The following is a 23872-nucleotide window of genomic DNA, read 5'->3' as shown; positions in this document are numbered from 1 at the left end:
CTTATCTGTGGCTAGAGGATTTATCTGTGGCGAGGGGATTTATCCCCGTTGGACGGCGCAGCCGTCCCAAGGCCATCTGACACGGTATGTCTGATACACCGCGCTGTCAGGTTTTGCGACTGCTGCGCAGCCGAACGGGGATAAATCCCCTCGCCACAATAGATCAGTGTGAAAGGAGAAAAGCATTCCCCTGTGGAAGTGGGCTTGCTCGCGAAGACTGCCTTGAAAGCTAGGCAGACAGTGTATCGATCAACTCTTTGCTGAACGCCGGAATATCATCCGGCTGCCGGCTGCTGATCAGGTTGCCGTCCTTGACCACTTCTTTGTCCACCCAGTGCGCGCCAGCGTTCACCAGATCATCCTTGACGGTTTTATAGCTGGTCATGGTTTTGCCATTGACCAGCCCGGCGGAAATCAACAGCCAACTGCCATGACAGATCACCGCGATCGGTTTGCCGGCCGAGGCGCCGGTCTTGACCAGATGCTGGGCATCCTGATCGATACGAATAGTGTCGGAGTTCTGCACGCCGCCCGGCAGCACCACGGCGTCGTACTGCTCGATACTCGCCGCCTGGAAAGTCTGGTCGACGGTGAAGTCGTCCGCCGGTTTGTCGTGATTCCAGCCTTTGACCTTGCCGGCCTCGGCCGAAAGGATGTCGACCTGCGCGCCAGCCTGCTCCAGCGCCTGCTTGGGACCTGTCAATTCAACCTGTTCGAAACCATCGGTTACCAAAAAAGCGACGCGCTTGCCGTTGAGGGAGGTGGCCATCGATAAGCTCCTGAGTCTGTGGGGATTTGTTGCCGCACCGGACAGAAATTGTCCGTCGGGCCTTACGAAATCCGAAGCCTGAGCTTGAATGAAAGTTCCTCCGATGTGCCCATTGGTGTGTCCCCGTCCAGTTTCAGCGGTTAGAATCGCCGCCTGTCCCAGAGTGTGTACTTATGTCCCAAGAGCTGACCACCGAACAGATTCAACAATCGCTGCAAGGCATCAGTGTGCCCGCGCAACCGCAGATCATGGTGGATCTGCAAATGGAGCAGTACATGCCCGATCCGGACCTGGAGGTGATCGCCAAGCTGATCGCGCAGGACCCTGGCTTGTCCGGCTCGCTGCTGAAAATCGTCAACTCGCCGTATTACGGCTTGAGCAACAAGATCACCTCGATCCAGCGTGCGGTGAACCTGTTGGGCAGCCGTTCGATCATCAACCTGATCAATGCGCAGTCGATCAAGGGCGAGATGAACGACGACACCATCGTCACCCTCAACCGTTTCTGGGACACCGCCCAGGATGTGGCGATGACGTGCCTGACCCTGGCCAAACGCGTCGGCACCCAGGCCGGTGACGAGGCCTACGCCTTGGGCCTGTTCCACGATTGCGGCGTGCCGCTGATGTTGCAGCGCTTCCCCAATTACATGACGGTGCTGGAAAAGGCTTACGCCAACGCCAGCCCGGAATGCCGCGTGGTCGACACTGAAAACAGCGAGTTCAACACCAACCATGCCGTGGTCGGTTACTACACCGCCAAGTCGTGGCGCCTGCCGGAACACGTCAGCGCCGCCATCGCCAATCACCACAATGCCTTGGCGATTTTCAGCGATGAATCGTCGCGCAACAGTCAGCTGAAAAACCTGCTGGCGATCCTGAAGATGGCCGAGCACATTTGCGCCTCGTATCGCGTGCTGGGCAATCAGACCGAAGATTTCGAATGGAACGCGGTCGGGCCGCTGGTACTCGATTACGTAGGGCTGTCGGATTACGACTTCGAAACGCTCAAACAAACGATCCGCGACCTCGGCGCGCATTGATTCGAGAACACCATGCCTGAATTGCCGGAAGTCGAAACCACCCGCCGCGGTATTGCCCCGCATCTGGAAGGCCAGCGCGTCAGCCGGGTGATCGTGCGTGATCGGCGCCTGCGCTGGCCGATCCCGGAAGACCTCGATGTGCGCCTGTCGGGGCAGCGCATCGTGCTGGTCGAGCGGCGGGCCAAATATTTGTTGATCAACGCCGAAGTCGGCACGTTGATCAGCCATTTGGGCATGTCCGGGAATTTGCGTCTGGTCGAAGTCGGCCTGCCGGCGTTGAAGCATGAGCATGTCGATATCGAGCTGGAATCGGGGCTGGCGCTGCGCTACACCGATCCGCGCCGGTTCGGTGCGATGCTCTGGAGTAACGATCCGCTCAATCATGAGCTGCTGATTCGTCTCGGTCCGGAGCCGTTGACCGATCTGTTCGACGGCGAGCGGCTGTTCCAGCTATCGCGCGGGCGGTCGATGGCGGTCAAGCCGTTCATCATGGACAACGCGGTGGTGGTGGGCGTCGGCAATATTTACGCGACCGAAGCGCTGTTCGCTGCCGGGATTGACCCGCGTCGCGAGGCCGGCGGCATTTCCCGCGCGCGTTATCTGAAGTTGGCGATCGAGATCAAACGCATCCTTGCTGCTGCCATCGAGCGCGGCGGCACCACGTTGCGTGACTTCATCGGCGGCGACGGGCAGCCGGGCTATTTCCAGCAGGAACTGTTTGTTTACGGCCGTGGCGGCGAACACTGCAAGGTCTGCGGCACCGGTTTGCGTGAGGTGAAACTGGGCCAGCGCGCCAGTGTGTTCTGCCCGCGCTGTCAGAGCTGAGGCAAACGGCTGAAACAGTCCTACGGTCTATAGTGAGTTGTCTCACTGTTCAGCCCGAAGGATCGTGCCATGAAATCCTTGCAAGTCCTGTTTGTCACCTTGCTGCTGTGTACCAGTCTGGCCGCTCAGGCCACGCAGAGCGGCAGCGGTGATCCGCGCTACACCATCCAGAATCCCCCGGCCTACGCGATGATCGGCGACTTGCTGATTGCCCGACCTTTACTGGTGGTGGCGACAGTGATTGGTGCGGGAGTGTTTGTTGTGTCGCTGCCGTTTACCGCGCTGGGTGGCGGGGTGGGCGATGCGGGACAGGCGTTGGTGGTGGATCCGGCGAGGGCGGCGTTTGTGCGGTGTCTGGGGTGTACGGGAGAGGGGTTTGAGCAGCGCGAGTGAAAAGATCGCAGCCTACGGCAGCTCCTACATGAGATCTGTGTAGGAGCTGCCGCAGGCTGCGATCTTTTTAGCGATTCAGGCCTTGCCGGTGATCAGGCGGTACTTTTCCATCAACTGCTCTTCAGTCTCCGGATGCGCCTCGTCCAGCGGGATGCAATCCACCGGGCAGACCTGTTGGCACTGCGGTTCGTCGTAGTGGCCGACACACTGGGTGCACAGGTTCGGGTCGATCACGTAGATCTCTTCGCCTTGGGAGATGGCGGCGTTCGGGCACTCGGGTTCGCAGACGTCGCAGTTGATGCAATCGTCGGTGATGATCAGGGACATGCTAACTCCAGCCGGGGCGGCAGGCCCGGGCGCTATAAATCAATGCGCGCAATTGTGCCGCATTGGCGAGCGCAGTGCACGCGGGTGCGATCAAGGGCACTGATAGCTGCGATCAAAAAACAAAGATCGCAGCCTGCGGCAGCGCCTACTTTTTGAAGCGTAGGGTCAGGGCGTCGGCCACGGCGGGGTGGACGAACTTGCTGATATCGCCGCCCAGCGCGGCAATTTCCCGCACCAGCGTCGACGAAATGAACGAATAACGCTCGGACGGGGTGAGAAACAGGCTCTCGACATCCGGCGCCAACTGGCGATTCATGTTGGCCAGCTGAAATTCGTATTCGAAGTCCGACACCGCACGCAAACCACGCAGGAACACGTTGGCGTTCTGCTCTTTGGCGAAATGCGCAAGCAGCGTCGAGAAACCGACCACTTCCACGTTCGGCAGGTGGCTGGTGACCTCGCGAGCCAGTTCAACCCGTTGTTCCAGCGGGAACAGCGGATTTTTCTTCGGGCTGGCAGCGACCGCAATAATCACGTGATCGAACAGGCGCGAGGCGCGTTCGACCAGATCGCCATGGCCCTTGGTAATAGGGTCGAAGGTACCTGGGTACAACACTCGGTTCATCGCGTCGTCCTGGCGGGAGTCCGTTGGGGAGTCGGATGGTATCGCAGCCGTCCCGGTCGGCCAAGTCGCCTGTTGGGTAAGAAAGCACTATAGACGAGGGCAATTATCCGCTTTTTCATGGATTTTTCAGCCGCTCGGCGAGAGCTGTCGCCAGTTGCGCGGTCAGGCCGTACACCGACAGCTGCGGATTGGCGCCAATGCTGGTGGGGAAGAGCGAGCCGTCGTGAATCGACAGATTACCCAGTTGATGATGACGGCCGAGGCTGTCGGTGACGGCGGTTTTCGGGTCTTCACCCATCGCGCAGCCACCCATGACGTGTGCGCTGCCCAGGCGCGTGCGGTACAGCTCAAGGCTCAGGCCATCGATCAGCGTGCGCGCTTCGGCCAGGCTGTTCACGTAACGGGCGTCGGCGTGCATCGGCATCACCGATTTCGCGCCGCCGGCGAACTGGATTTCCGCCATGACGTGAAAGGCTTTGCGCAAACCTTCCCAAGCGTACGGCGACACCTGGTAGTCGAGCACCGGCGAGCCGTCACCGCGTAATTCCACGGCGCCGCCGCTGCTGTCCGGGTGAAAACCGTCACGCAGCAAGGCAAGCATGGCGTGGGTGTGCGGCAGATCAGCCATGTGCTGCGCGTTCTCCTGGCCGAAACCGCCGAGCAGCGTTGCCGCCAGCGCCGGGTGTAGGGGCGGCACTTCGAGTTTGAACGCCATCGGCCCGGTGGTGCCGTCCTTCCACTGAAAATGGTCGGAGTAGATCGACTGCGGCGCGCCGTAGAAAGGATTGACCACCTCATCGAAACGCGCGGCGGACATGTTCACCGGGTGCAGAAAAGTACGCTTGCCGACATTCTTGTGCGGATCCGGCGCATCGGAGCGCAGTAGCAACGCCGGGCTGTTGATGCCGCCGCCAGCCAGCAAGTAATGCCGCGCCTTGACGGTGATGGTGCGCCCGGTCGGCTCGACGCAGCGCTCGTCCATCGCCACGCAGTGCAGGCCGGTGACTTTGTCGCCGTTGATCAGCAGTTTGTCGGCGCGGGCCAGATAGAGCAGTTCGCCGCCCTTTTCCAGTGTCGCGGGAATGGTAGTGACCATCATCGATTGCTTGGCGTTGGTCGGACAGCCCATGCCGCAGTAGCCCAGATTCCAGCAGCCGCGTACGTTGCGCGGGATCACGTGCCAGCTGTAGCCGAGTTGCTCGCAGCCTTTGCGGATCACGTCGTTGTTGGCGTTGGGCGGCACCAGCCACGGCGCGACGCCGAGGCGCTGTTCCATTTTCTCGAACCACGGCGCCATCTCGGCGACGCTGTGGCCCTTGACGTTATGTTCCCGGGCCCAGTGTTCGAGGGTCGGTTCGGGTGTGCGAAAGCTCGATGTCCAGTTGATCAACGTCGTGCCGCCGACCGCGCGACCCTGCAGGATGGTGATCGCGCCGTCCTTGCTCATGCGGCCGATGCCTTCCTGATAAAGGCTGCTGTAAGCCTGATCTTCGAGCATTTTGAAGTCGGAGCTGGTTTTCAGCGGGCCTTCTTCGATCAGCAGGACTTTGTAGCCGGCGGCGCTGAGGATTTCAGCGGTGGTGCCGCCACCGGCACCGCTGCCGATGATCGCGACGTCGGCTTCCAGGGTCAGGTCGTCGCTCAGTTGTGCGCCGTTGTAGGTTTTCCAGCCTCGGGCGAGGCCTTCGCGGAACGGGTCGGGTACGGGCATCGGTCAGGTTCTCTTGTTTTTGTTGTTTTGGCGGGCCTCATCGCGAGCAGGCTCACTCCTACATTTGGAATGCAATCCCTTGTAGGAGTGAGCTTGCTCGCGATGGGCGCTACACGGTCTCAAACGGTAGGCGGGCCGGGATAACCGCAATGCGCCCAGGATTCGGCGCGGGTGTACCAAGCCATCATCACCATCTGCTGCAACGAGCTATGCCCCATGCGCAACAGACTCAATGAACTGTTCTTCCAGCGCTCAAGGAAATGCCGCATCGCCTCGGCACTGGCATTTTCCCAGCTGCCCCAGATCCCGGTGAGCGGCCCGCGCGTCACGGCCATGCCCAGCACATCGAACAGTTGCCGGGTGAGTTTGAGCATTTCCGGCGACAGGTGATCGAGGCTGTAGTTCAGCGACTTGAGCGTGCCGTCGACAGCACCGGGCATTTTCTCGGCGGCCACGGCGCCGTCGAGCATCACTGGAATCAGCGCGCGCAGAAACAGCAGGTCGCCATCGCGCAAGGTGATGAAACCGTTGGCCGCGATGCTGGAGGAACAACCACTGAGGCTGGCGCCAAGGCCGGCGGTGGCGAGGAACACCGTGGCACCGAGGCTGAATTTCAGCAGGCCGCGGCGTGACAGCGCAGGTGTTTCGGTCAGGCTTGGGTGCATTGTTGTTATTACCCGGCGGTGACGAACGTTAGCGAATAAACAGCTTCTGGATCAGTTTCTGAATCGATTTGCCGTACGGCGGGTAGATCAATTTGGCCGCGTTGAAGCGCTGTTTGATCAATACGCCTTTGGCCTTGCTGAACGTCAGGAAACCTTCATGCCCGTGGTAATGGCCCATGCCGGATGGGCCGATGCCGCCAAACGGCATATCGTCCTGCGCGACATGCAGCAGCGTGTCGTTCAGGCACACGCCGCCCGAGTGGGTTTCGTGCAGCACGCGGTTTTGTTCGCGTTTGTCGTAGCCGAAGTAGTAAAGAGCCAGAGGTCGCGGGCGCTGATTGATGTAAGCGAATGCCTGCTCCAGATCGCGGTACGGCACGATCGGCAGCAACGGGCCGAAGATTTCGTCCTGCATCACGGTCATTTCGTCGCTGACATTCAACAGCACACTGTGCGGCATACGCCGGCCCTGGCCCTGTTCGAACAATGGAATCAGCAGCGCGCCCTTGCTGGTAGCATCGCTGACGTAGCCATTGAGTCGCGCCAACTGACGTTCGTTGATGATCGCCGTGTAGTCCGGGTTATCAGCGAGGGTCGGATAGAAGCTCTGCACCGCTTGGCGATAGGCTTCGACGAAGCCGCCGACGCGGTCTTCCGGCACCAATACGTAATCGGGGGCGACGCAGGTCTGCCCGGCATTCAGGGTTTTGCCGAAGGCGATGCGCTCGGCAGCATCCTTCAGTGGCACGTCGTGGGAGACGATGGCCGGCGACTTGCCACCCAGTTCCAGGGTGACAGGCGTGAGGTTCTCGGCAGCCGCGCGCATCACATGCTTGCCGACGCTGGTGGAACCGGTGAACAGCAGATGATCAAAGGGCAGGCGCGAGAACGCGACGCCGACATCAGCCTCGCCGAGCACCACGCAGACCAGGTCTTCGGGAAACACTCGCGCGAGCAGTTCCTTGAGCAACAGCCCGGTGGCCGGGGTCGATTCGCTGAGTTTGAGCATCACCCGGTTACCCGCCGCGAGTGCGCCGACCAGCGGGCCGATGGCCAGGTACAACGGGTAATTCCACGGGACGATCACGCCAATGACGCCCAGCGGCTGGTAAATGACCTTCGCCGCAGCAGGCTGGAACGCCATGCCGACGTGGCGCCGCGATGGTTTCATCCAGCCCCTGAGTCGGCGACTGGCGTAATGAATGCCGTGCAGGCTCGGCATCAGTTCGGCGAGCAGAGTTTCGTCGGCGCTGCGATGGCTGAAATCCGCGCTGATGGCGTCGATCAAGGCCTGGCGCTCGCTGCTCAGCAGATCGCGCAATGCCTTCAGCCATTGCTGGCGCTGGGCCGCAGGTGGCATCGGGTTGGCGGCGTACGCAACGCGTTGCCCGGCAAACAAACGGTTGAGCTCTTCGAGAGGCTGTTGCAGCGTTTGCAGGTAGGCAATATCGGCAGTCATCGTAGGCTCCGGATTTATTGTAGTGATGAACTTTTTAGAGTCTATGCTCTATAAAGTCAAATGACTTCCGTGTGCAGCTTTGTTTTATCCATTTCCGGATAGGTCGTAAGATGCCCCTCACCGCACTCTGAATTAAAGCTCAAGCCATGGCCCCACGAATAAAAACCAGCGAGCGCATCGTGCAGAACAGCCTTGAGCTGTTCAATCAACAGGGCGAGCGCAGCATCAGCACCAACCATATTGCCGCGCACATGGAGATTTCTCCGGGCAACCTGTACTACCACTTCCCCAACAAGCAGGCGATCATCGCCGTGTTGTTCAGTGAGTACGAAGCCTTGGTCGACAGCTTTCTGCGCCCGCCGCAGGGGCGTGGCGCGACGGTGGAAGACAAGCGTTTCTATCTCAAGGAGCTGCTCTCGGCGATGTGGCGTTACCGTTTCCTGCATCGCGATCTTGAGCATCTGCTCGACAGCGATGCGGAACTGGCCGCCCGTTATCGGCGCTTCTCGCAGCGTTGCGTGATTCAGGGCGCGGCGATCTACGAAGGGTTTGTCGCCGCCGGAATCCTCAAGATGGACCGCGTGCAGATCGAATCGCTGACGCTCAACGCCTGGATCATCCTGACGTCGTGGGTACGCTTTCTGTGCACCACCCGCGAAAACTCCAACCACCTCAGCGAGCAGGCCGTTAAACGCGGCGTGTATCAGGTGCTGGTGCTCGAAGCCGGGTTTGTCACCGACGAGGCGCGCGATCAGGTCAATGCGCTGTTCGACGAGTTCTACGTGCCGCTGGCCCAGGCCCTCGAAGACGTGAAATAAACCGTTCTGTTGAAATCCCTCAGGAGCCCGTTATGCCGATTGCGCAGTTGATCAGCCCGCAAGCACTGGATGCCCGCAAGGAACAGCCCGGGTTGGTGATTCTCGATTGTCGTTTTGCCCTCGAAGATCCGGATTACGGCCAGCGCAGCTATGCCGAAGGGCACATTGCCGGGGCGAGCTTTGCGGACCTTGAGCGCGACCTCAGCGGTAAAGTGGTCAAGGGCGTCACCGGTCGTCATCCGCTGCCCGAGCCGGCAGAGTTGATCGAGCGCCTGCAAGCCTGGGGCATAAACAGTGACAGCGACGTGGTTTTGTATGACGACGGCCCCGGTGCTTATGCGGCGCGGGCGTGGTGGTTGCTGGCATGGCTGGGCAAGCGCGAGGGCGTGTTCATTCTTGATGGCGGGCTCAAGGCCTGGCATGCGGCGGGTTTGCCGTTGAGTCTGGATGCGCCGACGGTCAGCCGTGGCGATTTCAATGGTCAGCCAGATGAAGCTTTGCTACTCAGCGCCGAGCAATTGCAACAGCGCCTGGGCCAGCCGACGCTGACGCTGATCGACGCCCGCGCCTTGCCGCGCTTCAAGGGTGAAGTGGAACCGATCGACCCGGTGGCCGGGCACATTCCCGGTGCGCAGTGCGCGGCGTTCACCGACAACCTTGGCAGCGACGGGCGATTCCTCCCGGCCGATCAGCTCAAGCAGCGCTTTGCGGCGCAACTGGGTGAGCGTTCGCCGTCGGAACTGGTGGCTTATTGCGGTTCTGGGGTGACGGCGTGTCACAACCTGTTTGCGTTGTGCCTGGCGGGGTATCCGTTGGGTTCGTTGTATGCCGGGTCGTGGAGCGAGTGGATCAATGAGCCGGCGCGCGGCGTCGCCACCGGCGAATAAGATCAAAAGATCGCAGCCTTCGGCAGCTCCTACATTGGAATGCATTCCCTGTAGGAGCTGCCGCAGGCTGCGATCTTTTAGCTTTTCAGGCGGGCACTGCGATACGCCGCGGGCCCTACGCCATAAGCCTGTTTGAATTGTCGGCTCAAGTGGCTCTGATCGGCAAACCCCAACTGTGTCGCGACTTCCAGCGGCAAGCAGCCACTCTGTAACAAGGCCCGCGCCTGAGCGATGCGCTGCTGCATCAGCCAGGTGTGCGGCGGCATGCCGGTCGCGCGGCGGAACACCCGGGCGAAATGGAACGGCGACAGATTGACCGCCGCCGCCAGCTCTTCCAGCGACGGCGGCGCAGCCAGATGCGTGTGCAGCAGATCCTTGGCGATCAGCACTGCGCGGTGCTCCTTGCCGGGGTTGCCGACTTCTCGCACCGCCGCGTGGCGCTGCAACAGCAGCAACATCATTTCGCGCCACACCGTTTGCTGTTGCAGCGCGGTGGCCGGGCTTTCGAGTAAACGGTGCAACTGTGCAAACCCGCTGACCAGGTCCGGATCGCGATACAGCGTGGCGCCGAAGGCCGGCAGACTGGTCGTCGACAGTTCCAGCTCATCGAGCAGCGAAACAATCTTGCTGGTCTCCGGATAGAACGCCCGATACAGCCAGCCGTCTTCGGTGCCTTTGTGGCCTGTGTGCAGTTCATCCGGGTTGATCAACACCAGCGTGCCGCTGCCGGCCAGATGCTCGGCGCCGCGATAACGGTAGCGCTGAGCGCCGGCCATGATCATGCCGATCACAAAACCGTCGTGTACATGCGGGGCGAAGCGATGATCGATGTAGCGTGCCGACAACAGTTCGACGCCGGCCAGTGGCGCGGTTTGCCAGAAATGGATCGACTCGCCGTGATCGCTCATGTGGGCACGCTGGACAGCCATCGCGGGATGCGGCGTTCGAGGTAATAACCGGGCTGACGCAGCGAGCCATCGACGAAACCGACGTGGCCGCCGCGTGGTTGCAGCTCAAACGCGGTCGAGGCTGACAGCTCATCAGCCTGGGGCAAACTGTGCGGGAACACGAATGGATCGTCTGCCGCCTGAATGATCAGGGTCGGCGTGCGAATCTCGCCGAGAAAATAGCGGCTCGACGCCCGCCGGTAATAATCCTCGGCATTCTCGAAACCGTGCAGCGGCGCGGTCACCCGGCCATCGAAATCCCAGAACGTGCGCATGTTCTCCAGCGAACCGAGCGCTGCCAAAGCCGCCAGCCCATCCTCGCGCCCATCGTGCTGAAACTGCCGTTGCTTGTTCTTGATGTAGGCGACCATCTCGCGCATGAAATGCGCCTGATACACCTTGGAAAAGCCCTGACCAATGCGGTCGGCGCATTGATCGAGGCGGAACGGCACCGATACCGCCACCGCACCGAGCACGCCGCTGGCGCTGCCGGTTTCGCCGAGATGTTTGAGCAGCACGTTGCCGCCCAGTGAATAGCCAACGGCATACAACGGCGCCAATGGGCGTTTCGCGCGCAGGTGTTTGATGGTTTCGGCGAGGTCTTCGCTGGCGCCGGAGTGGTAGCTGCGCGGCAGCAGGTTTGGCTCACCGGAGCAACCACGCCAGTTCAGCGCAACACTGGCCCAACCCTGATCGGCCAAGGCTTTTTGCACGCCGGCCACGTAAGGCGAATTGGAAGAACCGGTCAGGCCATGCAGCACCAGCACCAAAGGCGCTTCTGCCGAATGCGGGCCATGCCAGTCGAGGTCGAGAAAGTCGCCATCCTCAAGCCACAGGCGCTCGCGCTCACGCTGGATATGCACGGTTTTGCGCCACAGCGGCCCCCACAAGGTTTGCAGGTGCGGATTGCCGAGGCCGAGGGCGGGGGAGAAACGTTCTGAAGAGGCGGACACGATGGTTCTCGATGCAGCGCGGCGACCCTGTTTGGGAGGGTGCCGCTTATTCAGACCGGTCAGTTAACCGGCGATCTCTGCCGTACGTTGCCACAGCGCGTAGTAAACCCGGCCGGATTTCTGCTCGCGGTGCAGGCGCCAGTTGCCCGGCAGGCCCAGCGTCGACGGCGCGGTTTCACTTTCAGTGTAGATCCACGAATCGGGCGCCAGCCACTGACGTTCTTCGAGCAAGGAGCACACGGCGGGCAGCAGGTTCTGGTTGAACGGCGGGTCGAGGAACACCAGGTCGAACGGTGTCGCCGTCTGGGTTTCCAGATAACGCAGGGCGTCAGCCGTTTGTACCTGGCCGTTGGTGCAGCGCAGCGTGCCGAGGTGTTCTTTGAGGCTGGACACCGCGATGTTGCTGGCGTCCAGCGCCTGACCCATGGCCGCGCCACGCGACAGTGCTTCGAGGAACAGCGCGCCGCTGCCGGCGAACGGATCGAGTACCTTGGCCCCTTCAACGTACGGCGCGAGCCAGTTGAACAGGGTTTCACGCACACGGTCCGGCGTCGGGCGCAGGCCCGGTGCGTCGGGGAAGCTCAGCTTGCGGCTGCGCCATTGGCCGCCAATGATGCGCAACTGGTTCACACCGTTGTGAACGTTGTGCGCAGGTTTTTTGGGGGATCGAGTCGCCATTAATGCTCCGGAACCCCGAGCGGTTGCTCGGCAGGTTTATCAGAAGGGGCCGGTAACGGCTTTTGCGGCACGGTCGGGCCAGCGGTGACGATGACCATTTTATCCGTGCTCAAATGTTTGTTCAGGGCGTCGCGGACTTGTTCCACGGTCAGGCTTTGCGACTGACGCATGAAGTCGTCCAGATAGCTCAGCGGCAGATTATAGAAGCCCATCGCGCCGAGTTGGCCGACGATATCGGCATTGCTCGCGGTGGACAGTGGGAAGCTGCCGGCGAGTTCACGCTTGGCATCGTCGAGTTCTTTCTGCGTCGGCCCGGTTTTCAGGTAGTCGGCGAGCACATCCTGCACCAGTTTCAGGGTGCCTTCGCTCATTTCCGCGCGGGTCTGCAGGTTGATCATGAACGGGCCACGCGCCTGCATTGGGCTGAAACCCGAATACACGCCGTAAGTCAGGCCACGTTTTTCACGCACTTCGCTCATCAGACGGGTGCCGAAACCACCGCCACCGAGGATCTGGTTGCCCATCGACAGCGCGGCGTAATCCGGGTCGTCGCGGTCGATGCCCAGTTGCGCGAGCAACAGGTTGGTTTGCTTCGACGGGAACTCGATGTGATTAACGCTGGCTTTCGGTTCCTGCGGCTGCGCGATCTTCGCCAGCGCCGGACCTTTCGGCAGGGCAGTAGAGACCTGATTGGCAATCGCCTCGGCTTCTGCGCGAGACAAGTCACCGACCAGCGCGATCACCACGTTGCCAGCCGCGTAGGCCTTTGCGTGGAATTCACGCAATTGCGCAAGGGTGATCTTCGGCACACTTTGCGGATTGCCGTCGCTCGAATGCGCGTAGGGGTGATCGCCGTACAGACGCTTCATCAGCTCAAGGCTGGCGAGTTTGCCGGGGTTCTGTTTCTGGTATTCGAAACCGGCGAGCATCTGGTTTTTGATGCGTGCAAAGGAGTCAGCCGGGAAGGTCGGTTTGCCGACCACTTCCGAGAACAGCTTCAGCGCCGGTTCACGTTGCTCAGGCGCACTCAGACTGCGCAGCGAAGCCAGCGCCATGTCCTTGAAAGCACCGTTGCCGAAATCCGCACCAAGACCTTCAAAGCCTTGGGCGATGGCGCCGACGTCTTTGCCAGCCACACCTTCGTTGAGCATCGCGTTGGTCAGCACCGCCAGACCCGAAGCGCTGCCGTCCTGGCTGCTGCCGGCGGCGAAGATCAGGCGCATGTCGAACATCGGCAACTCGTGGGCTTCGACGAACAGCACCTTGGCGCCCTCGGCGGTGTTCCAGGTCTGTACATCGAGTTTGCGGCTGGCCGGGGCTTTGCCGTCGAGCTCGGCCAGCGATTGCAACTTCTGGCTGGACTTGGCGTTGTCGAGGGCTTCGCTGGCCTTGCTGTCAGCGCTTGGCGACAGATAGAAAGCAGCAGAGCCGATCACCGCCACGGCGATCAGGCCGAGCAGCATCAAACGTGGGGTTTTGCGCTCACTCATGAGTCGTCTCCAGTGGCAGGACGTGGGCGACGCTGAGACGTTCGCGGGTGAAATACAGCTTGGCGGCGTTCTGGATGTCTTGCGGGGTCACGCTTTCCAGATCGGCGAGTTCGGTGTCCATCAGTTTCCACGACAGGCCGACGGTTTCCAGTTGGCCAATCGCAGTGGCCTGGCTGGTGATCGAATCACGTTCGAAGACCAGGCCGGCAATCACTTGGGCACGTACGCGCTCCAGTTCTTCGGCGGACGGCGCGGTGGTTTTCAGCTGCTCCAGCAGTTTCCACAGGCCGGCCTCGGCTTGCGCCATGGTCTTTTTCTTCTGCGTATTCGGCGTTGCCGAGAGGGTGAACAGGCTGTCGCCACGGGTGTAGGCGTCGTAGTTCGACGAACCGCCGGAAACCAGCTCTTCGCCGCGTTCCAGTTGTGTCGGGATGCGACCGCTGTAGCCGCCGTCGAGCAACGCCGAAATCAGACGCAGGGCGTTGACCGAACGCTTGTCTTCAGCGGTGGCGATGCTGGGCACGTTGAAGCCGAGCATCAGGCTAGGCAGTTGTGTCTGCACGTGCAGGGTGATCTGGCGTTCGCCCGGCTCGGCCAGTTCCAGCGGTGTTTTCGCCGGTGGCACGTCGCGTTTGGCGATCGGGCCGAAATAGCGCTGGGCCAAGGTTTTCACCTCGTCCGGAGTGACGTCGCCGACCACCACCAGCGTGGCGTTGTTCGGCACGTACCAGGATTGGTACCAGTGGCGCAGCTCTTCGACCTTCATGCGATCGAGGTCAGCCATCCAGCCAATGGTTGGCGTGTGATAGCCGCTGGCCGGGTAGGCCATGGCTTTATAGCGTTCGTAAGCCTTGGACATCGGCTTGTCATCAGTGCGCAAGCGGCGCTCTTCCTTGATGACTTCGATTTCCTTGGCGAACTCGTCGGCCGGCAGGCGCAGGTTGGCCATGCGATCGGCTTCCAGTTCAAAGGCTACGCCCAGACGGTCGCGGGCCAGCACCTGGTAATAAGCGGTGAAGTCGTCGCTGGTGAAGGCGTTCTCTTCGGCGCCCAGATCGCGCAGGATCAGCGACGCTTCGCCGGGGCCGACTTTCTCGCTGCCCTTGAACATCATGTGCTCAAGCGCGTGAGACAGACCGGTCTGGCCCGGGGTTTCGTAGCTGGAGCCGACCTTGTACCAGACCTGCGAGACCACCACTGGCGCGCGATGGTCTTCGCGCACGACGACCTTGAGGCCGTTGTCGAGGGTGAATTCGTGGGTCGGTTGCGGGTCGGCCGCCAGGGCCGAAAGGGGCAGGCAGACTGTGCTGAGCAGCAGGCCTGCGGCGCGGCGGGCTAGAGCATTCATTCGTTTTTTAACCTGTTGGGCTGCCCGCTTGGTCTTAGCCTAGGCGGGCGAGGAGGTGCTAGGATACTGATCCGTTTTACTGGCGGCCACGCCTATCAAGCCACTGATCGGTCGATAGGTTGTATGGGTTTCCGGCAGAAGCTTTGAGTTTGTCAGCTAAACTCTGCGTTTTCGCCGACGATGCCGTTCCAGTCCTTCGTATTAATCGACCTTTGAGGTGCCTGTGGCGCCTCGACAAAATGTTGCGCGTGAACAAGCTGGATGAAACACAGTCTGTTCTGCATCGAATATTTATTTGCCGGGGCGCCCTTATGGCGCGTCGCTACCGTGAGATAGCCGTCCTCCATGTTTGGTTCCAACGACGACAAGAAGACCCCAGCTGCGGCTGGCGAGAAGAAAAGCCTGTTCGGATGGCTGCGTAAGAAACCGCAGGAACCCGTCGTCGAACAGCCGCCCGCGATTCCTGAACCCGCTCCCGCGCCGGCTCCGGTAATAGAAGAAGAGCCGGCACCGATCGTTCTGCCGATTGCCGAGCCGGTGTTGCAACCGGTTGAGCCAGAGCCTGAAGCGCCTGTCGCGGCCGAACTGCCGCTGACCCCGGCGGCCGAGCCGTGGCTGACCTTGCCGGTGGCGGAAGAGCCGGTGGCATTGGTTGAAGAGGCTGCGCCGCACGTTACGCCAGTGATTCCTGCGCCTGCTGCGTTTGTGCCTGAAGTGGCGCCGGCGCCAGTGGTTGAGCCGATCATCGAGCCTGCGCCCGTCGTGGCTGAAGCTGTTCCTGAAATTATTGCGCCTGAGCCTGTTGCTCCGGTCGTTGTTGCTCCTGTTGCTCCAGTCGTGCAACAGCCCGAGCCAGCAGCGGCACCGGCTCCCGTAGTTGCAGCTCAAGTCATGCCGGTCGAAGTGGTTGCCGAAACCCCCGTCGAAGCCCCGCGCACCGAAGAAACCAAAGCCGGTTTCTTCGCCCGTCTGAAACAGGGTCTGTCGAAAACCAGCGCCAGCATCGGCGAGGGCATGGCCAGCCTGTTCCTCGGCCGCAAAACCATCGACGACGATCTGCTTGATGACCTCGAAACCCGTCTGCTCACCGCCGACGTCGGCGTCGAAGCCACCACGCAGATCATCCAGCGCCTGACCCAGAAGGTTGCTCGTAAGGAATTGGCCGACGCCGATGCGTTGTACAAATCCCTGCAGGCCGAACTGGCCGCGATGCTCAAGCCGGTCGAACAACCGCTGAAAATCACCTCGCAGAACAAGCCTTTCGTGATTCTGGTGGTTGGCGTCAACGGCGCCGGCAAAACCACCACCATCGGCAAACTGGCGAAGAAGCTGCAACTGGAAGGCAAGAAAGTCATGCTCGCCGCCGGTGACACTTTCCGCGCTGCAGCTGTTGAGCAGTTGCAGGTCTGGGGTGAGCGCAACAAGATCCCGGTGATCGCCCAGCACACCGGCGCCGACTCGGCTTCGGTGATCTTCGACGCCGTGCAGGCCGCCAAGGCCCGTGGTATCGACGTATTGATCGCCGACACCGCCGGTCGTCTGCACACCAAAGACAACCTGATGGAAGAACTGAAAAAGGTTCGCCGGGTCATCGGCAAGCTCGACGCCGACGCGCCGCACGAAGTGCTGCTGGTACTCGACGCCGGTACTGGCCAGAACGCCATCAACCAGGCCAAGCAATTCAATCAGACCGTCGAACTGACCGGCCTGGCGCTGACCAAACTCGACGGCACCGCCAAGGGCGGGGTGATTTTCGCCCTGGCCAAGCAGTTCGGCCTGCCGATCCGCTACATCGGCGTCGGTGAAGGCATCGACGATTTGCGTACCTTTGAAGCCGAACCCTTTGTCCAGGCACTGTTTGCCGAGCGGGAGCGTTCATGATTCGTTTCGAACAGGTCGGTAAACGCTACCCGAACGGTCACGTCGGCTTGCATGAGCTGAGCTTTCGAGTCCGTCGTGGCGAATTCTTGTTTGTCACCGGTCACTCCGGTGCCGGTAAATCCACTCTGTTGCGCCTGCTGTTGGCAATGGAACGGCCAACCAGCGGCAAACTGCTGCTGGCCGGGCAAGACCTGAGCACCATCAGCAACGCGCAGATTCCGTTCCTGCGCCGGCAGATCGGCGTGGTGTTCCAGAATCACCAGTTGCTGTTCGATCGCACGGTGTTCAACAACGTCGCGTTGCCGCTGCAGATTCTCGGGCTGTCCAAGGCCGAAATCGCCAAGCGTGTCGATTCGGCGCTGGAGCGTGTGGCGCTGTCGGATAAAACCGATCTGTACCCGGGCGACCTGTCCACCGGTCAGCAACAGCGCGTCGGCATTGCCCGCGCGATCGTGCACCGCCCGGCCTTGCTGCTGGCGGACGAACCGACCGGTAACCTCGACCCGCGTCTGGCGGCGGAAATCATGGGCGTGTTCGAAGACATCAACCGTCTGGGCACCAGCGTGCTGATCGCCAGTCACGACCTGGCCCTGATCGCGCGAATGCGCCACCGCATGTTGACCCTGCAACGTGGCCGCTTGATCGGCGACGGGGAGGCTGGGGAATGAGTGCAACACGTAGCCCCAAGGTTTCCGAGCGGGTGGCCCCGAAAGCCGCCGATCCGCAGCCGCCGAAGAAGAAAAAACACGACGATGACGATGGCCCGGACTTCGCCACGCTGTTCCGCGCCTGGGTTGAAAGCCATCGCGCCAGCCTGCTCGACAGCCTGCGTCGCCTCGGCAAGCAGCCGATCGGCAGCTTCTTCACCTGCATGGTGATGGCGGTGGCGCTGAGCCTGCCGATGGGCTTGTCGCTGCTGCTCAACAACGTCGAACGTCTCGGCGGTTCGTGGCAGCGTGCGGCGCAGATTTCGCTGTATCTGCAACTCGATGCCAGCCCGCAGCAGGGTGAAGCGTTGCGCGAGCAGATCAAAGGCATGCCCGGCGTAGCAGACGCTGAATATGTCGGTCGCGATCAGGCGCTGGAAGAGTTCCAGCAACAGTCCGGGCTGGGTGAGGCCCTGCGCGAACTGCCGGAGAACCCGCTGCCGGGCGTGGTGCTGGTGACGCCGAACGAGGTCGACAAGCCAACCCTGGAAGCATTAAGACAAAAACTTTCCGAGCTGCCCAAGGTACAACAGGCGCAACTTGATCTAGTCTGGGTCGAGCGTCTGGCCGCCATCCTCAAGCTTGGCGATCGTTTTGTCTTCGGTCTGACGGTGCTGTTGGTTTCTGCATTACTTTTGGTGATAGGCAATACCATTCGTCTTCATATTGAAAACCGCCGCACCGAGATAGAAGTGATTAAACTCGTCGGCGGCACTGACAGCTATGTGCGGCGTCCCTTCCTTTATATGGGCGCGTTGTATGGCTTCGGTGCGGGGCTGTTGTCCTGGGGTGTCCTGGCGTTCGGCCTGAACTGGCTGAACGATGCGGTGGTTGGGCTGGCCGGCTTGTACGGCAGTGATTTCGCGCTGGCCGGAGTGCCAGTTGCCGACGGTCTGTCGCTCTTGCTTGGCGCGGTGCTGTTGGGTTATATCGGTGCATGGATTGCAGTCGCACGTCATCTCAGGGAGCTGGCGCCGAAGTAGAATCTTTTTTGCGCGTGATTGGCCTCGCGGTTTTTTGGGAACTTGTACTTGAATTCCCGGTCAATTTTTCGCAGTGCCGAGAGGCACGAGTATGTAAGTGGGAGGTTTTTTCGTATGACCAATTCTTTGCAACCTGCGTATGCACTGGTTCCGGGCGCGAACCTGGAAGCCTATGTGCACACCGTCAACAGCATTCCATTGCTGACGCCGGAGCAGGAGCGTGAACTGGCCGAGAGTCTCTACTATGAGCAGGATTTGGGGGCGGCTCGGCAGATGGTGCTCGCCCACCTGCGTTTTGTCGTACACATTGCCCGTAGCTATTCCGGCTACGGTCTGGCTCAGGCTGACCTGATCCAGGAAGGTAACGTCGGCCTGATGAAGGCCGTGAAGCGCTTCAACCCGGAAATGGGTGTGCGTCTGGTGTCGTTCGCTGTGCACTGGATCAAGGCGGAAATTCACGAGTTCATCCTGCGCAACTGGCGCATTGTGAAAGTCGCGACCACCAAGGCCCAGCGCAAGCTGTTCTTCAACCTGCGCAGCCAGAAGAAACGTCTGGCGTGGCTGAACAACGAGGAAGTCCACCGTGTGGCGGAAAGCCTCGGCGTGGAGCCGCGTGAAGTGCGCGAGATGGAAAGTCGCCTGACCGGTCATGACATGGCCTTCGACCCGGCTGCTGAAGCCGACGACGACAGCGCTTTCCAGTCGCCGGCCAACTATCTGGAAGACCACCGGTACGACCCGGCGCGTCAACTGGAAGATGCCGACTGGAGCGACAACTCCAACCACAACCTGCACGAAGCGCTGGAAGTGCTGGACGACCGCAGCCGTGACATCCTCTACCAGCGCTGGCTGGCAGAAGAGAAGGCCACGCTGCATGACCTGGCGCAGAAGTACAACGTGTCGGCCGAGCGTATCCGTCAGCTCGAGAAGAGCGCGATGAACAAGCTCAAGTTGTCGATTGCCGCGTAACCGGTGAACAGGCAATAAAAAACGCCCCGATCAGCAATGATCGGGGCGTTTTCGTATGTGACGTTTCGTTCAGGCTGATCAGATCAGCGCTGAACCACGCGCAATTGCTTGCTGGCCGGCTCTTTCGGCAGTACGCGTTTGGCCACCACGTAGTGCTTTTCCCAGTACGGCTTGTTCAGGGTATCGATGCTCACCGACTTGCCGCGACGCGGCGCGTGGATGAAGCGGTCGTTGCCCAGATAGATCGCCACATGGTTGACGCGACGGCTCTTGATGTTGAAGAAGATCAGGTCGCCGGGCTTGAGGTCCTTGCGCTCAACCTTCTCGCCGTGACCGCTGGCCATGGCGTTAGAGGTGCGTGGCAGGTCAAACGTGGCGTCGTTGAACGCATATTTGACCAGACCGCTGCAATCGAAGCCTTTACTTGGGCTGCTGCCGCCCCAACGATAAGGGGTACCGAGGACGTTCACCGCACGGCTCAGCACATTGCTGCTTTCCTTGCTCGCCATCGGTGGCACCAGCTTGCTGTGGCTCTTGCTGCTCAGCGTGGTGGTTTTGCTTTTGCTGCTTTTGCTCGAAGGAGCCGAAGCATGGGATTTAGGGGTGAAGCCGTTAACGTTAGGAAGACGTTGCTCACGATTGGTGGCGTGGGCGGCCAGTGGCATTAATAGGCAGATGGTTAGCCATGTCTTGAAAAATGGTCGCATTAGGCGTGGCTCTTAAGTGGTAGCGCGCAACTTTATAACAGCTTTTTTGTCTCTTCCGAGGCCGTTGGTCGATTCAACCAAGGGGTCAATTTCGCTCAACAAGCGGCAAATTGACTCAATTGTCGGACAGAACCCAAGCCCCACAAGGCTTTGCGCACGGTGTAACAGTGAAGAGCCACTTGTCGGCTCGACATAAAAAAGTCACAAAGATGCAGAAAATATTTATCTATCGAGGCAAACGAGGTCATTCATGAACCGCTATCAATCCCAGGATACGCACAGCAAGGTCATCGGTTACCTGTTGTGGATTTTAGGTTTCACCGGCGCTCACCGCTTCTACTACGGCAAGCCGGTGACCGGGACGATCTGGTTCTTCACCTTCGGTTTGTTGGGCATTGGCTGGCTGATCGACCTGTTCCTGATCCCGGCGATGGATCGAGAGGCGGATCTGCGTTTTACCGCTGGGCCGATCGAATACAACGTCGCGTGGATTCTGCTGACGTTCCTTGGCGTCTTCGGGGTGCACCGGATGTATCAGGGGAAATGGATCAGCGGGCTGGTGTATCTGCTCACGGGCGGATTGTTCTTTATTGGCGTGCTGTATGACTTCTGGACGCTGAATGATCAGGTCTCGGTGCGTAACGCGCAGAATCGCGGCGCCTTCCAGTAACCTGTGGCGAGGGGATTTATCCCCGTTGGGCTGCGAAGCGGCCCTGAATCCGAGAACGCGGTGGAGATGATCCACCGCGTGCAACGGCTTCGCGACTGCTTCGCAGCCGAGCGGGGATAAATCCCCTCGCCACAATATCCCTTGGTATCAAGCCTGGTGGCTGATCCGGCCATCCACCAAGGTGTAACGAACCACGCCTGGCAGCGTATGCCCAATGAACGGGCAGTTCTCACCCTTCGACAACCAGTTCTCACCGGCCACCGTCGAAGCCTGCGGGTCGAACAGCACGATATCCGCCGCACCGCCCACCGCCAGCTTGCCCGCCGGCAAACGCAACGCCTCGGCCGGGCCAGCGCTCAAACGCGCCAGCAACGTCGGCAGATCCAGCAAACCATCCTCCACCAGCGTCATCGCCAATGGCAGCAACAACTCAACACTGCTGATGCCCGGCTCGGTCGCGCCGAACGGTGCCAGTTTGGCGTCACGTTCGTGTGGCTGGTGATGGCTGGAAATCGCCGAGATCACCCCGGACTTCACTGCCGCACGCAAACCATCGCGATCCGCGCGCGTACGCAGCGGCGGTTGCACGTGGTACAGGCTGCTGAAGTCGATCAGCGCTTCGTCGGTCAGAATCAACTGATACAACGCCACGTCCGCCGTCACCTTCAAACCACGGGCCTGCGCCTGAGCGATCAGGGCAACGCCGCGCGCGCTGGTCAACTGGCTGAAGTGCGCGCGCACGCCAGTCTGCTCGACCAGTAGCAGGTCGCGAGCCAAGGCCACAGTCTCAGCGGTTTCCGGAATCCCCGGCAGACCGAGGAAGCTGGCCACTGCGCCTTCGTGGGCGAGACCGCCCTCGGCCAAGTCATGATCCTGCGAGTTGAAAATCACCGTTAGATCAAACGTCGCCGCATATTCCAGCGCCCGGCACAGGGTGCGCGTATTGCGGAAGCTCTCCAGACCGTTGCCGAACGCCACACAACCAGCGTCGCGCAACGCCACCAGTTCAGCCAGTTGCTCGCCATCCAGACCTTTGCTCAGCGCGCCAATAGGGAACACCTTGGTGTTGCCGGCCTCACGGGCGCGGTCGAGGATCAGCTCGGCGACAGCGGAGGTGTCGAGCACCGGTTTGGTTTTCGGCGGGCAGCACAGGCTGGTCACACCGCCAGCAGCGGCGGCGCGGGTTTCGCTGATGATCGAGCCTTTGCGGCTATAGCCCGGCTCGCGCAGGGCAACGTTCAGATCAACGAGGCCCGGAGCGGCGACAAGGCCTTGGGCGTCGATGGTTTCCACTGCCGTGAAACCCGCTGGAGCGGCGCCGAGGGCGACGATCTTGCAGGCTTCAACGTGAATGTCGGTGACTTGATCCAGGCCGCTGCTTGGATCGATGACGCGTGCGCCGAGAATGCTGAGCTTCACTGGGCGTTCTCCTGCTCGAATTGACGCTGCGCGGTTTGTCCGCTCATGGCCATGGACAGCACAGCCATACGAATTGCGATGCCGTAGGTGACCTGATTGAGGATCACCGAGTGCGGGCCGTCGGCCACTGCGGACTCGATCTCCACGCCGCGGTTGATCGGCCCCGGGTGCATGACGATGCAATCGGGTTTGGCCCCGGCCAGGCGCGCGGTGGTCAGGCCGAACAGGCGGTAGAACTCGCCTTCGCTCGGCAGCAGGCCGCCGGTCATGCGTTCACGCTGCAGGCGCAGCATGATTACCACATCGACGTCCTTCAGGCCTTCGGTCATGTCGGTGTAAACCTTCACGCCGTATTGCTCGATGCCGATCGGCAGCAGGGTTTTCGGCGCGATCACGCGGATGTCCGGGCAACCGAGGGTTTTCAGCGCGAGCATGTTCGAGCGCGCGACCCGCGAGTGCAGGATGTCGCCGACGATGGCCACCGAGAGGTTTTCGAAGCCGCCCTTGTGCCGACGGATGGTGAGCATGTCGAGCATGCCTTGCGTCGGGTGCGCGTGACGGCCGTCGCCGCCGTTGATGATCGCCACTTGCGGGCAAACGTGTTCGGCGATGAAGTGCGCGGCACCGGAATCACCGTGGCGCACGACGAACATGTCGGCGGCCATGGCTTCAAGGTTGCGCAGGGTATCGAGCAGGGTTTCGCCCTTGCTTGCCGACGAGGTCGACACGTTCAGGGTGATCACGTCCGCCGACAACCGCTGGGCCGCCAGTTCGAAGGTGGTGCGGGTGCGCGTGGAGTTTTCGAAGAACACGTTGCACACGGTCTTGCCGCGCAGCAACGGGACTTTCTTCACCGCCCGGGCACCGACTTCGAGGAACGAGTCGGCAGTGTCGAGGATTTCCGTCAACAACTCGCGGCGCAGGCCGTCGAGCGAGAGGAAGTGGCGCAGCTGGCCCTGATCATTGAGCTGCAGCGGGCGCTTGGTATCTAGAGGCGTCATCGCGAAGGGGACTCTCAATAGGGCGGATTAAAGGGACAGGTCTTGCAGTTCGAGCGTCAACGGCTCGGGGCCGGACAGCTTTACCCGTTCGTGAGCCGCCAGCGACAAGGTCGCGCCGACCACGTTGGGGCGGATCGGCAGCTCGCCGGCGTCGAGGTCCAGCAGGCAGACCAGGGTCACGCTGGCCGGGCGACCGTAGTCGAACAATTCATTCATGGCGGCGCGGATGGTGCGGCCGCTCATCAGTACGTCGTCGATCAGCACCAGATGCTGGCCTTCGATCTCGAAGGGCAGGGCGGACGGGCGCACTTGCGGGTGCAGGCCGTTCTGGCTGAAGTCGTCGCGGTAGAAGGAAACATCCAGCGTGCCCAGTGGCGCGTCGCTGCCCAATTCCTTGAGCAAGGCCTGTGCAACCCAGATGCCGCCGGTGCGAATGCCGATATAACGCGGTTCAGTGATTTCACGCTGGGCAAGGTGCGCCTTGAGGCGGGTCGCCATCTGGCTGATCAGATCGGCGGGATTTGGCAGGCTCATGGTTGCTCCTTGTTGGGGGCGAGTCGGCGTCCTTGGACGCGACTCGGTTTTTCACTCAAAAGAAAA

General features: G+C 61.0%; 26 protein-coding genes. 10 read left to right on the top strand and 16 right to left on the bottom strand.

The genetic code is table 11. From position 1 onward, the window contains the following. Positions 1 to 229 precede the first annotated feature (229 nt). Positions 230 to 769, bottom strand: a complete 540-nt coding sequence (locus tag ACQ4MY_RS17365; protein WP_158833570.1) for a type 1 glutamine amidotransferase domain-containing protein — start codon at positions 767 to 769, stop codon at positions 230 to 232. 227 nt (positions 770 to 996) lie between these two features. Between ACQ4MY_RS17365 and ACQ4MY_RS17360 the strand changes: the two genes are divergently transcribed. The 3 genes from ACQ4MY_RS17360 to ACQ4MY_RS17350 all read left to right on the top strand — a co-directional run bounded on the left by ACQ4MY_RS17360 (position 997) and on the right by ACQ4MY_RS17350 (position 3027). After that, entirely contained in the window at positions 997 to 1809 is an 813-nt protein-coding gene (locus ACQ4MY_RS17360) for an HDOD domain-containing protein (RefSeq protein WP_178116960.1), read from the top strand. A 12-nt stretch (positions 1810 to 1821) separates the two neighbouring features. Further along, entirely contained in the window at positions 1822 to 2634 is an 813-nt protein-coding gene (gene mutM, locus ACQ4MY_RS17355; protein ID WP_166221559.1) for a bifunctional DNA-formamidopyrimidine glycosylase/DNA-(apurinic or apyrimidinic site) lyase, read from the top strand. 69 nt (positions 2635 to 2703) lie between these two features. Continuing rightward, positions 2704 to 3027 carry a multidrug transporter gene (locus ACQ4MY_RS17350; protein WP_440095943.1) on the top strand — a complete coding sequence of 108 codons (324 nt, stop codon included), beginning with the start codon at positions 2704 to 2706 and terminating at the stop codon, positions 3025 to 3027. A 75-nt stretch (positions 3028 to 3102) separates the two neighbouring features. Here the strand turns inward: ACQ4MY_RS17350 and ACQ4MY_RS17345 are convergent, their stop codons facing one another. The 5 genes from ACQ4MY_RS17345 to ACQ4MY_RS17325 form a co-directional block, all read right to left on the bottom strand. After that, a complete protein-coding gene (locus ACQ4MY_RS17345) occupies positions 3103 to 3354 on the bottom strand; it encodes a YfhL family 4Fe-4S dicluster ferredoxin (protein WP_003213796.1) in 252 nt (83 codons plus the stop codon). Between the two features lie 145 nt (positions 3355 to 3499). Next, on the bottom strand, positions 3500 to 3979 hold the full coding sequence (gene coaD / locus ACQ4MY_RS17340) for a pantetheine-phosphate adenylyltransferase (RefSeq protein WP_008088403.1): 480 nt from the start codon (positions 3977 to 3979) through the stop codon (positions 3500 to 3502). 115 nt (positions 3980 to 4094) lie between these two features. Then, the gene (locus ACQ4MY_RS17335) at positions 4095 to 5690 is read right to left on the bottom strand and encodes a GMC family oxidoreductase N-terminal domain-containing protein (RefSeq protein ID WP_440095941.1); all 1596 of its coding nucleotides are present in this window, start codon (positions 5688 to 5690) and stop codon (positions 4095 to 4097) included. A 119-nt stretch (positions 5691 to 5809) separates the two neighbouring features. Then, positions 5810 to 6355: a twin-arginine translocation pathway signal protein gene (locus ACQ4MY_RS17330; protein WP_440095940.1), complete on the bottom strand. Its 546-nt coding sequence runs from the start codon at positions 6353 to 6355 to the stop codon at positions 5810 to 5812. 28 nt (positions 6356 to 6383) lie between these two features. Beyond that, positions 6384 to 7814, bottom strand: coding sequence for a coniferyl aldehyde dehydrogenase (locus ACQ4MY_RS17325; protein WP_440095939.1), 1431 nt, complete (start codon positions 7812 to 7814; stop codon positions 6384 to 6386). Positions 7815 to 7960: 146 nt separating this feature from the next. Between ACQ4MY_RS17325 and ACQ4MY_RS17320 the strand changes: the two genes are divergently transcribed. Together ACQ4MY_RS17320 and ACQ4MY_RS17315 are read left to right on the top strand one after the other, a co-directional pair. Then, positions 7961 to 8632, top strand: coding sequence for a TetR/AcrR family transcriptional regulator (locus ACQ4MY_RS17320; protein ID WP_008088393.1), 672 nt, complete (start codon positions 7961 to 7963; stop codon positions 8630 to 8632). Positions 8633 to 8664: 32 nt separating this feature from the next. Next, positions 8665 to 9519, top strand: a complete 855-nt coding sequence (locus ACQ4MY_RS17315) for a sulfurtransferase (protein ID WP_440095938.1) — start codon at positions 8665 to 8667, stop codon at positions 9517 to 9519. Positions 9520 to 9596: 77 nt separating this feature from the next. Here the strand turns inward: ACQ4MY_RS17315 and ACQ4MY_RS17310 are convergent, their stop codons facing one another. From ACQ4MY_RS17310 to ACQ4MY_RS17285, 6 genes are all read right to left on the bottom strand, one after another. Further along, positions 9597 to 10427, bottom strand: coding sequence for an AraC family ligand binding domain-containing protein (locus tag ACQ4MY_RS17310; protein ID WP_440095937.1), 831 nt, complete (start codon positions 10425 to 10427; stop codon positions 9597 to 9599). Next, on the bottom strand, positions 10424 to 11419 hold the full coding sequence (locus ACQ4MY_RS17305; RefSeq protein WP_440095936.1) for a hydrolase: 996 nt from the start codon (positions 11417 to 11419) through the stop codon (positions 10424 to 10426). The genes ACQ4MY_RS17310 and ACQ4MY_RS17305 overlap by 4 nt, the downstream gene beginning before the upstream one ends. A 63-nt stretch (positions 11420 to 11482) precedes the next feature. Next, on the bottom strand, positions 11483 to 12097 hold the full coding sequence (gene rsmD / locus ACQ4MY_RS17300; protein ID WP_440095935.1) for a 16S rRNA (guanine(966)-N(2))-methyltransferase RsmD: 615 nt from the start codon (positions 12095 to 12097) through the stop codon (positions 11483 to 11485). Then, positions 12097 to 13587 (bottom strand): M16 family metallopeptidase, encoded by a 1491-nt coding sequence (locus ACQ4MY_RS17295; RefSeq protein ID WP_440095933.1) that lies wholly within the window; start codon positions 13585 to 13587, stop codon positions 12097 to 12099. Before ACQ4MY_RS17295 ends, rsmD begins: the two co-directional genes overlap by 1 nt. After that, positions 13580 to 14935 carry a M16 family metallopeptidase gene (locus ACQ4MY_RS17290; protein ID WP_440095932.1) on the bottom strand — a complete coding sequence of 452 codons (1356 nt, stop codon included), beginning with the start codon at positions 14933 to 14935 and terminating at the stop codon, positions 13580 to 13582. The genes ACQ4MY_RS17295 and ACQ4MY_RS17290 overlap by 8 nt, the downstream gene beginning before the upstream one ends. Before the next feature lie 152 nt (positions 14936 to 15087). Next, the gene (locus tag ACQ4MY_RS17285; protein WP_025112092.1) at positions 15088 to 15282 is read right to left on the bottom strand and encodes a hypothetical protein; all 195 of its coding nucleotides are present in this window, start codon (positions 15280 to 15282) and stop codon (positions 15088 to 15090) included. On the opposite strand from ACQ4MY_RS17285, the gene ftsY reads away from it, so the two are divergent. From ftsY to rpoH, 4 genes are all read left to right on the top strand, one after another. After that, entirely contained in the window at positions 15281 to 16816 is a 1536-nt protein-coding gene (gene ftsY, locus ACQ4MY_RS17280) for a signal recognition particle-docking protein FtsY (RefSeq protein ID WP_440095931.1), read from the top strand. The two genes, ACQ4MY_RS17285 and ftsY, sit on opposite strands and share 2 nt — an antisense overlap. After that, on the top strand, positions 16813 to 17484 hold the full coding sequence (gene ftsE, locus ACQ4MY_RS17275; protein WP_008065082.1) for a cell division ATP-binding protein FtsE: 672 nt from the start codon (positions 16813 to 16815) through the stop codon (positions 17482 to 17484). Before ftsY ends, ftsE begins: the two co-directional genes overlap by 4 nt. Then, positions 17481 to 18506 (top strand): permease-like cell division protein FtsX, encoded by a 1026-nt coding sequence (ftsX, locus tag ACQ4MY_RS17270; protein WP_158833538.1) that lies wholly within the window; start codon positions 17481 to 17483, stop codon positions 18504 to 18506. Before ftsE ends, ftsX begins: the two co-directional genes overlap by 4 nt. Positions 18507 to 18620: 114 nt before the next feature. Next, a complete protein-coding gene (gene rpoH, locus ACQ4MY_RS17265; RefSeq protein ID WP_007897890.1) occupies positions 18621 to 19475 on the top strand; it encodes an RNA polymerase sigma factor RpoH in 855 nt (284 codons plus the stop codon). Positions 19476 to 19558: 83 nt separating this feature from the next. Here rpoH and ACQ4MY_RS17260 read toward each other — a convergent pair whose 3' ends face one another. Beyond that, positions 19559 to 20182: a C40 family peptidase gene (locus tag ACQ4MY_RS17260; protein ID WP_008077834.1), complete on the bottom strand. Its 624-nt coding sequence runs from the start codon at positions 20180 to 20182 to the stop codon at positions 19559 to 19561. 250 nt (positions 20183 to 20432) lie between these two features. On the opposite strand from ACQ4MY_RS17260, the gene ACQ4MY_RS17255 reads away from it, so the two are divergent. Further along, on the top strand, positions 20433 to 20852 hold the full coding sequence (locus ACQ4MY_RS17255; protein ID WP_008077835.1) for an NINE protein: 420 nt from the start codon (positions 20433 to 20435) through the stop codon (positions 20850 to 20852). Positions 20853 to 20999: 147 nt separating this feature from the next. On the opposite strand, the gene ACQ4MY_RS17250 is transcribed toward ACQ4MY_RS17255, so the two are convergent. From ACQ4MY_RS17250 to pyrR, 3 genes are read right to left on the bottom strand one after another with little or no spacing between them, the layout of a single operon-like run. Next, positions 21000 to 22271, bottom strand: a complete 1272-nt coding sequence (locus tag ACQ4MY_RS17250) for a dihydroorotase (RefSeq protein ID WP_440095929.1) — start codon at positions 22269 to 22271, stop codon at positions 21000 to 21002. Then, positions 22268 to 23272 carry an aspartate carbamoyltransferase catalytic subunit gene (locus tag ACQ4MY_RS17245; protein WP_007913665.1) on the bottom strand — a complete coding sequence of 335 codons (1005 nt, stop codon included), beginning with the start codon at positions 23270 to 23272 and terminating at the stop codon, positions 22268 to 22270. Before ACQ4MY_RS17245 ends, ACQ4MY_RS17250 begins: the two co-directional genes overlap by 4 nt. A gap of 27 nt (positions 23273 to 23299) precedes the next feature. Beyond that, positions 23300 to 23806, bottom strand: a complete 507-nt coding sequence (gene pyrR, locus ACQ4MY_RS17240; protein ID WP_008077843.1) for a bifunctional pyr operon transcriptional regulator/uracil phosphoribosyltransferase PyrR — start codon at positions 23804 to 23806, stop codon at positions 23300 to 23302. Between the last annotated feature and the right edge of the window lie 66 nt (positions 23807 to 23872).

Origin of the sequence: Pseudomonas sp. SM4 (genome assembly GCF_051913165.1) — a bacterium.
GTDB lineage: Bacteria > Pseudomonadota > Gammaproteobacteria > Pseudomonadales > Pseudomonadaceae > Aquipseudomonas.
Note: the sequence above shows the minus strand (reverse complement) of the source record. Positions and strands in the feature narration are given on the sequence as shown.

What these genes read in the sequence shown, in the direction of transcription:
- rpoH (WP_007897890.1), top strand. Translation starts at nt 18,621, where the DNA reads ATGACCAATTCTTTGCAACCTGCGTATGCACTGGTTCCGGGCGCGAAC.
- ACQ4MY_RS17255 (WP_008077835.1), top strand. Translation starts at nt 20,433, where the DNA reads ATGAACCGCTATCAATCCCAGGATACGCACAGCAAGGTCATCGGTTAC.
- ACQ4MY_RS17245 (WP_007913665.1), bottom strand. Translation starts at nt 23,272, where the DNA reads ATGACGCCTCTAGATACCAAGCGCCCGCTGCAGCTCAATGATCAGGGC.
- ACQ4MY_RS17365 (WP_158833570.1), bottom strand. Translation starts at nt 769, where the DNA reads ATGGCCACCTCCCTCAACGGCAAGCGCGTCGCTTTTTTGGTAACCGAT.
- coaD (WP_008088403.1), bottom strand. Translation starts at nt 3,979, where the DNA reads ATGAACCGAGTGTTGTACCCAGGTACCTTCGACCCTATTACCAAGGGC.
- ACQ4MY_RS17285 (WP_025112092.1), bottom strand. Translation starts at nt 15,282, where the DNA reads ATGGAGGACGGCTATCTCACGGTAGCGACGCGCCATAAGGGCGCCCCG.
- ACQ4MY_RS17295 (WP_440095933.1), bottom strand. Translation starts at nt 13,587, where the DNA reads ATGAGTGAGCGCAAAACCCCACGTTTGATGCTGCTCGGCCTGATCGCC.
- pyrR (WP_008077843.1), bottom strand. Translation starts at nt 23,806, where the DNA reads ATGAGCCTGCCAAATCCCGCCGATCTGATCAGCCAGATGGCGACCCGC.
- ACQ4MY_RS17320 (WP_008088393.1), top strand. Translation starts at nt 7,961, where the DNA reads ATGGCCCCACGAATAAAAACCAGCGAGCGCATCGTGCAGAACAGCCTT.
- ACQ4MY_RS17345 (WP_003213796.1), bottom strand. Translation starts at nt 3,354, where the DNA reads ATGTCCCTGATCATCACCGACGATTGCATCAACTGCGACGTCTGCGAA.
- ftsX (WP_158833538.1), top strand. Translation starts at nt 17,481, where the DNA reads ATGAGTGCAACACGTAGCCCCAAGGTTTCCGAGCGGGTGGCCCCGAAA.
- ftsE (WP_008065082.1), top strand. Translation starts at nt 16,813, where the DNA reads ATGATTCGTTTCGAACAGGTCGGTAAACGCTACCCGAACGGTCACGTC.
- ftsY (WP_440095931.1), top strand. Translation starts at nt 15,281, where the DNA reads ATGTTTGGTTCCAACGACGACAAGAAGACCCCAGCTGCGGCTGGCGAG.
- ACQ4MY_RS17260 (WP_008077834.1), bottom strand. Translation starts at nt 20,182, where the DNA reads ATGCGACCATTTTTCAAGACATGGCTAACCATCTGCCTATTAATGCCA.
- ACQ4MY_RS17325 (WP_440095939.1), bottom strand. Translation starts at nt 7,814, where the DNA reads ATGACTGCCGATATTGCCTACCTGCAAACGCTGCAACAGCCTCTCGAA.
- ACQ4MY_RS17315 (WP_440095938.1), top strand. Translation starts at nt 8,665, where the DNA reads ATGCCGATTGCGCAGTTGATCAGCCCGCAAGCACTGGATGCCCGCAAG.
- mutM (WP_166221559.1), top strand. Translation starts at nt 1,822, where the DNA reads ATGCCTGAATTGCCGGAAGTCGAAACCACCCGCCGCGGTATTGCCCCG.
- ACQ4MY_RS17350 (WP_440095943.1), top strand. Translation starts at nt 2,704, where the DNA reads ATGAAATCCTTGCAAGTCCTGTTTGTCACCTTGCTGCTGTGTACCAGT.
- ACQ4MY_RS17290 (WP_440095932.1), bottom strand. Translation starts at nt 14,935, where the DNA reads ATGAATGCTCTAGCCCGCCGCGCCGCAGGCCTGCTGCTCAGCACAGTC.
- ACQ4MY_RS17310 (WP_440095937.1), bottom strand. Translation starts at nt 10,427, where the DNA reads ATGAGCGATCACGGCGAGTCGATCCATTTCTGGCAAACCGCGCCACTG.
- ACQ4MY_RS17335 (WP_440095941.1), bottom strand. Translation starts at nt 5,690, where the DNA reads ATGCCCGTACCCGACCCGTTCCGCGAAGGCCTCGCCCGAGGCTGGAAA.
- rsmD (WP_440095935.1), bottom strand. Translation starts at nt 12,097, where the DNA reads ATGGCGACTCGATCCCCCAAAAAACCTGCGCACAACGTTCACAACGGT.
- ACQ4MY_RS17330 (WP_440095940.1), bottom strand. Translation starts at nt 6,355, where the DNA reads ATGCACCCAAGCCTGACCGAAACACCTGCGCTGTCACGCCGCGGCCTG.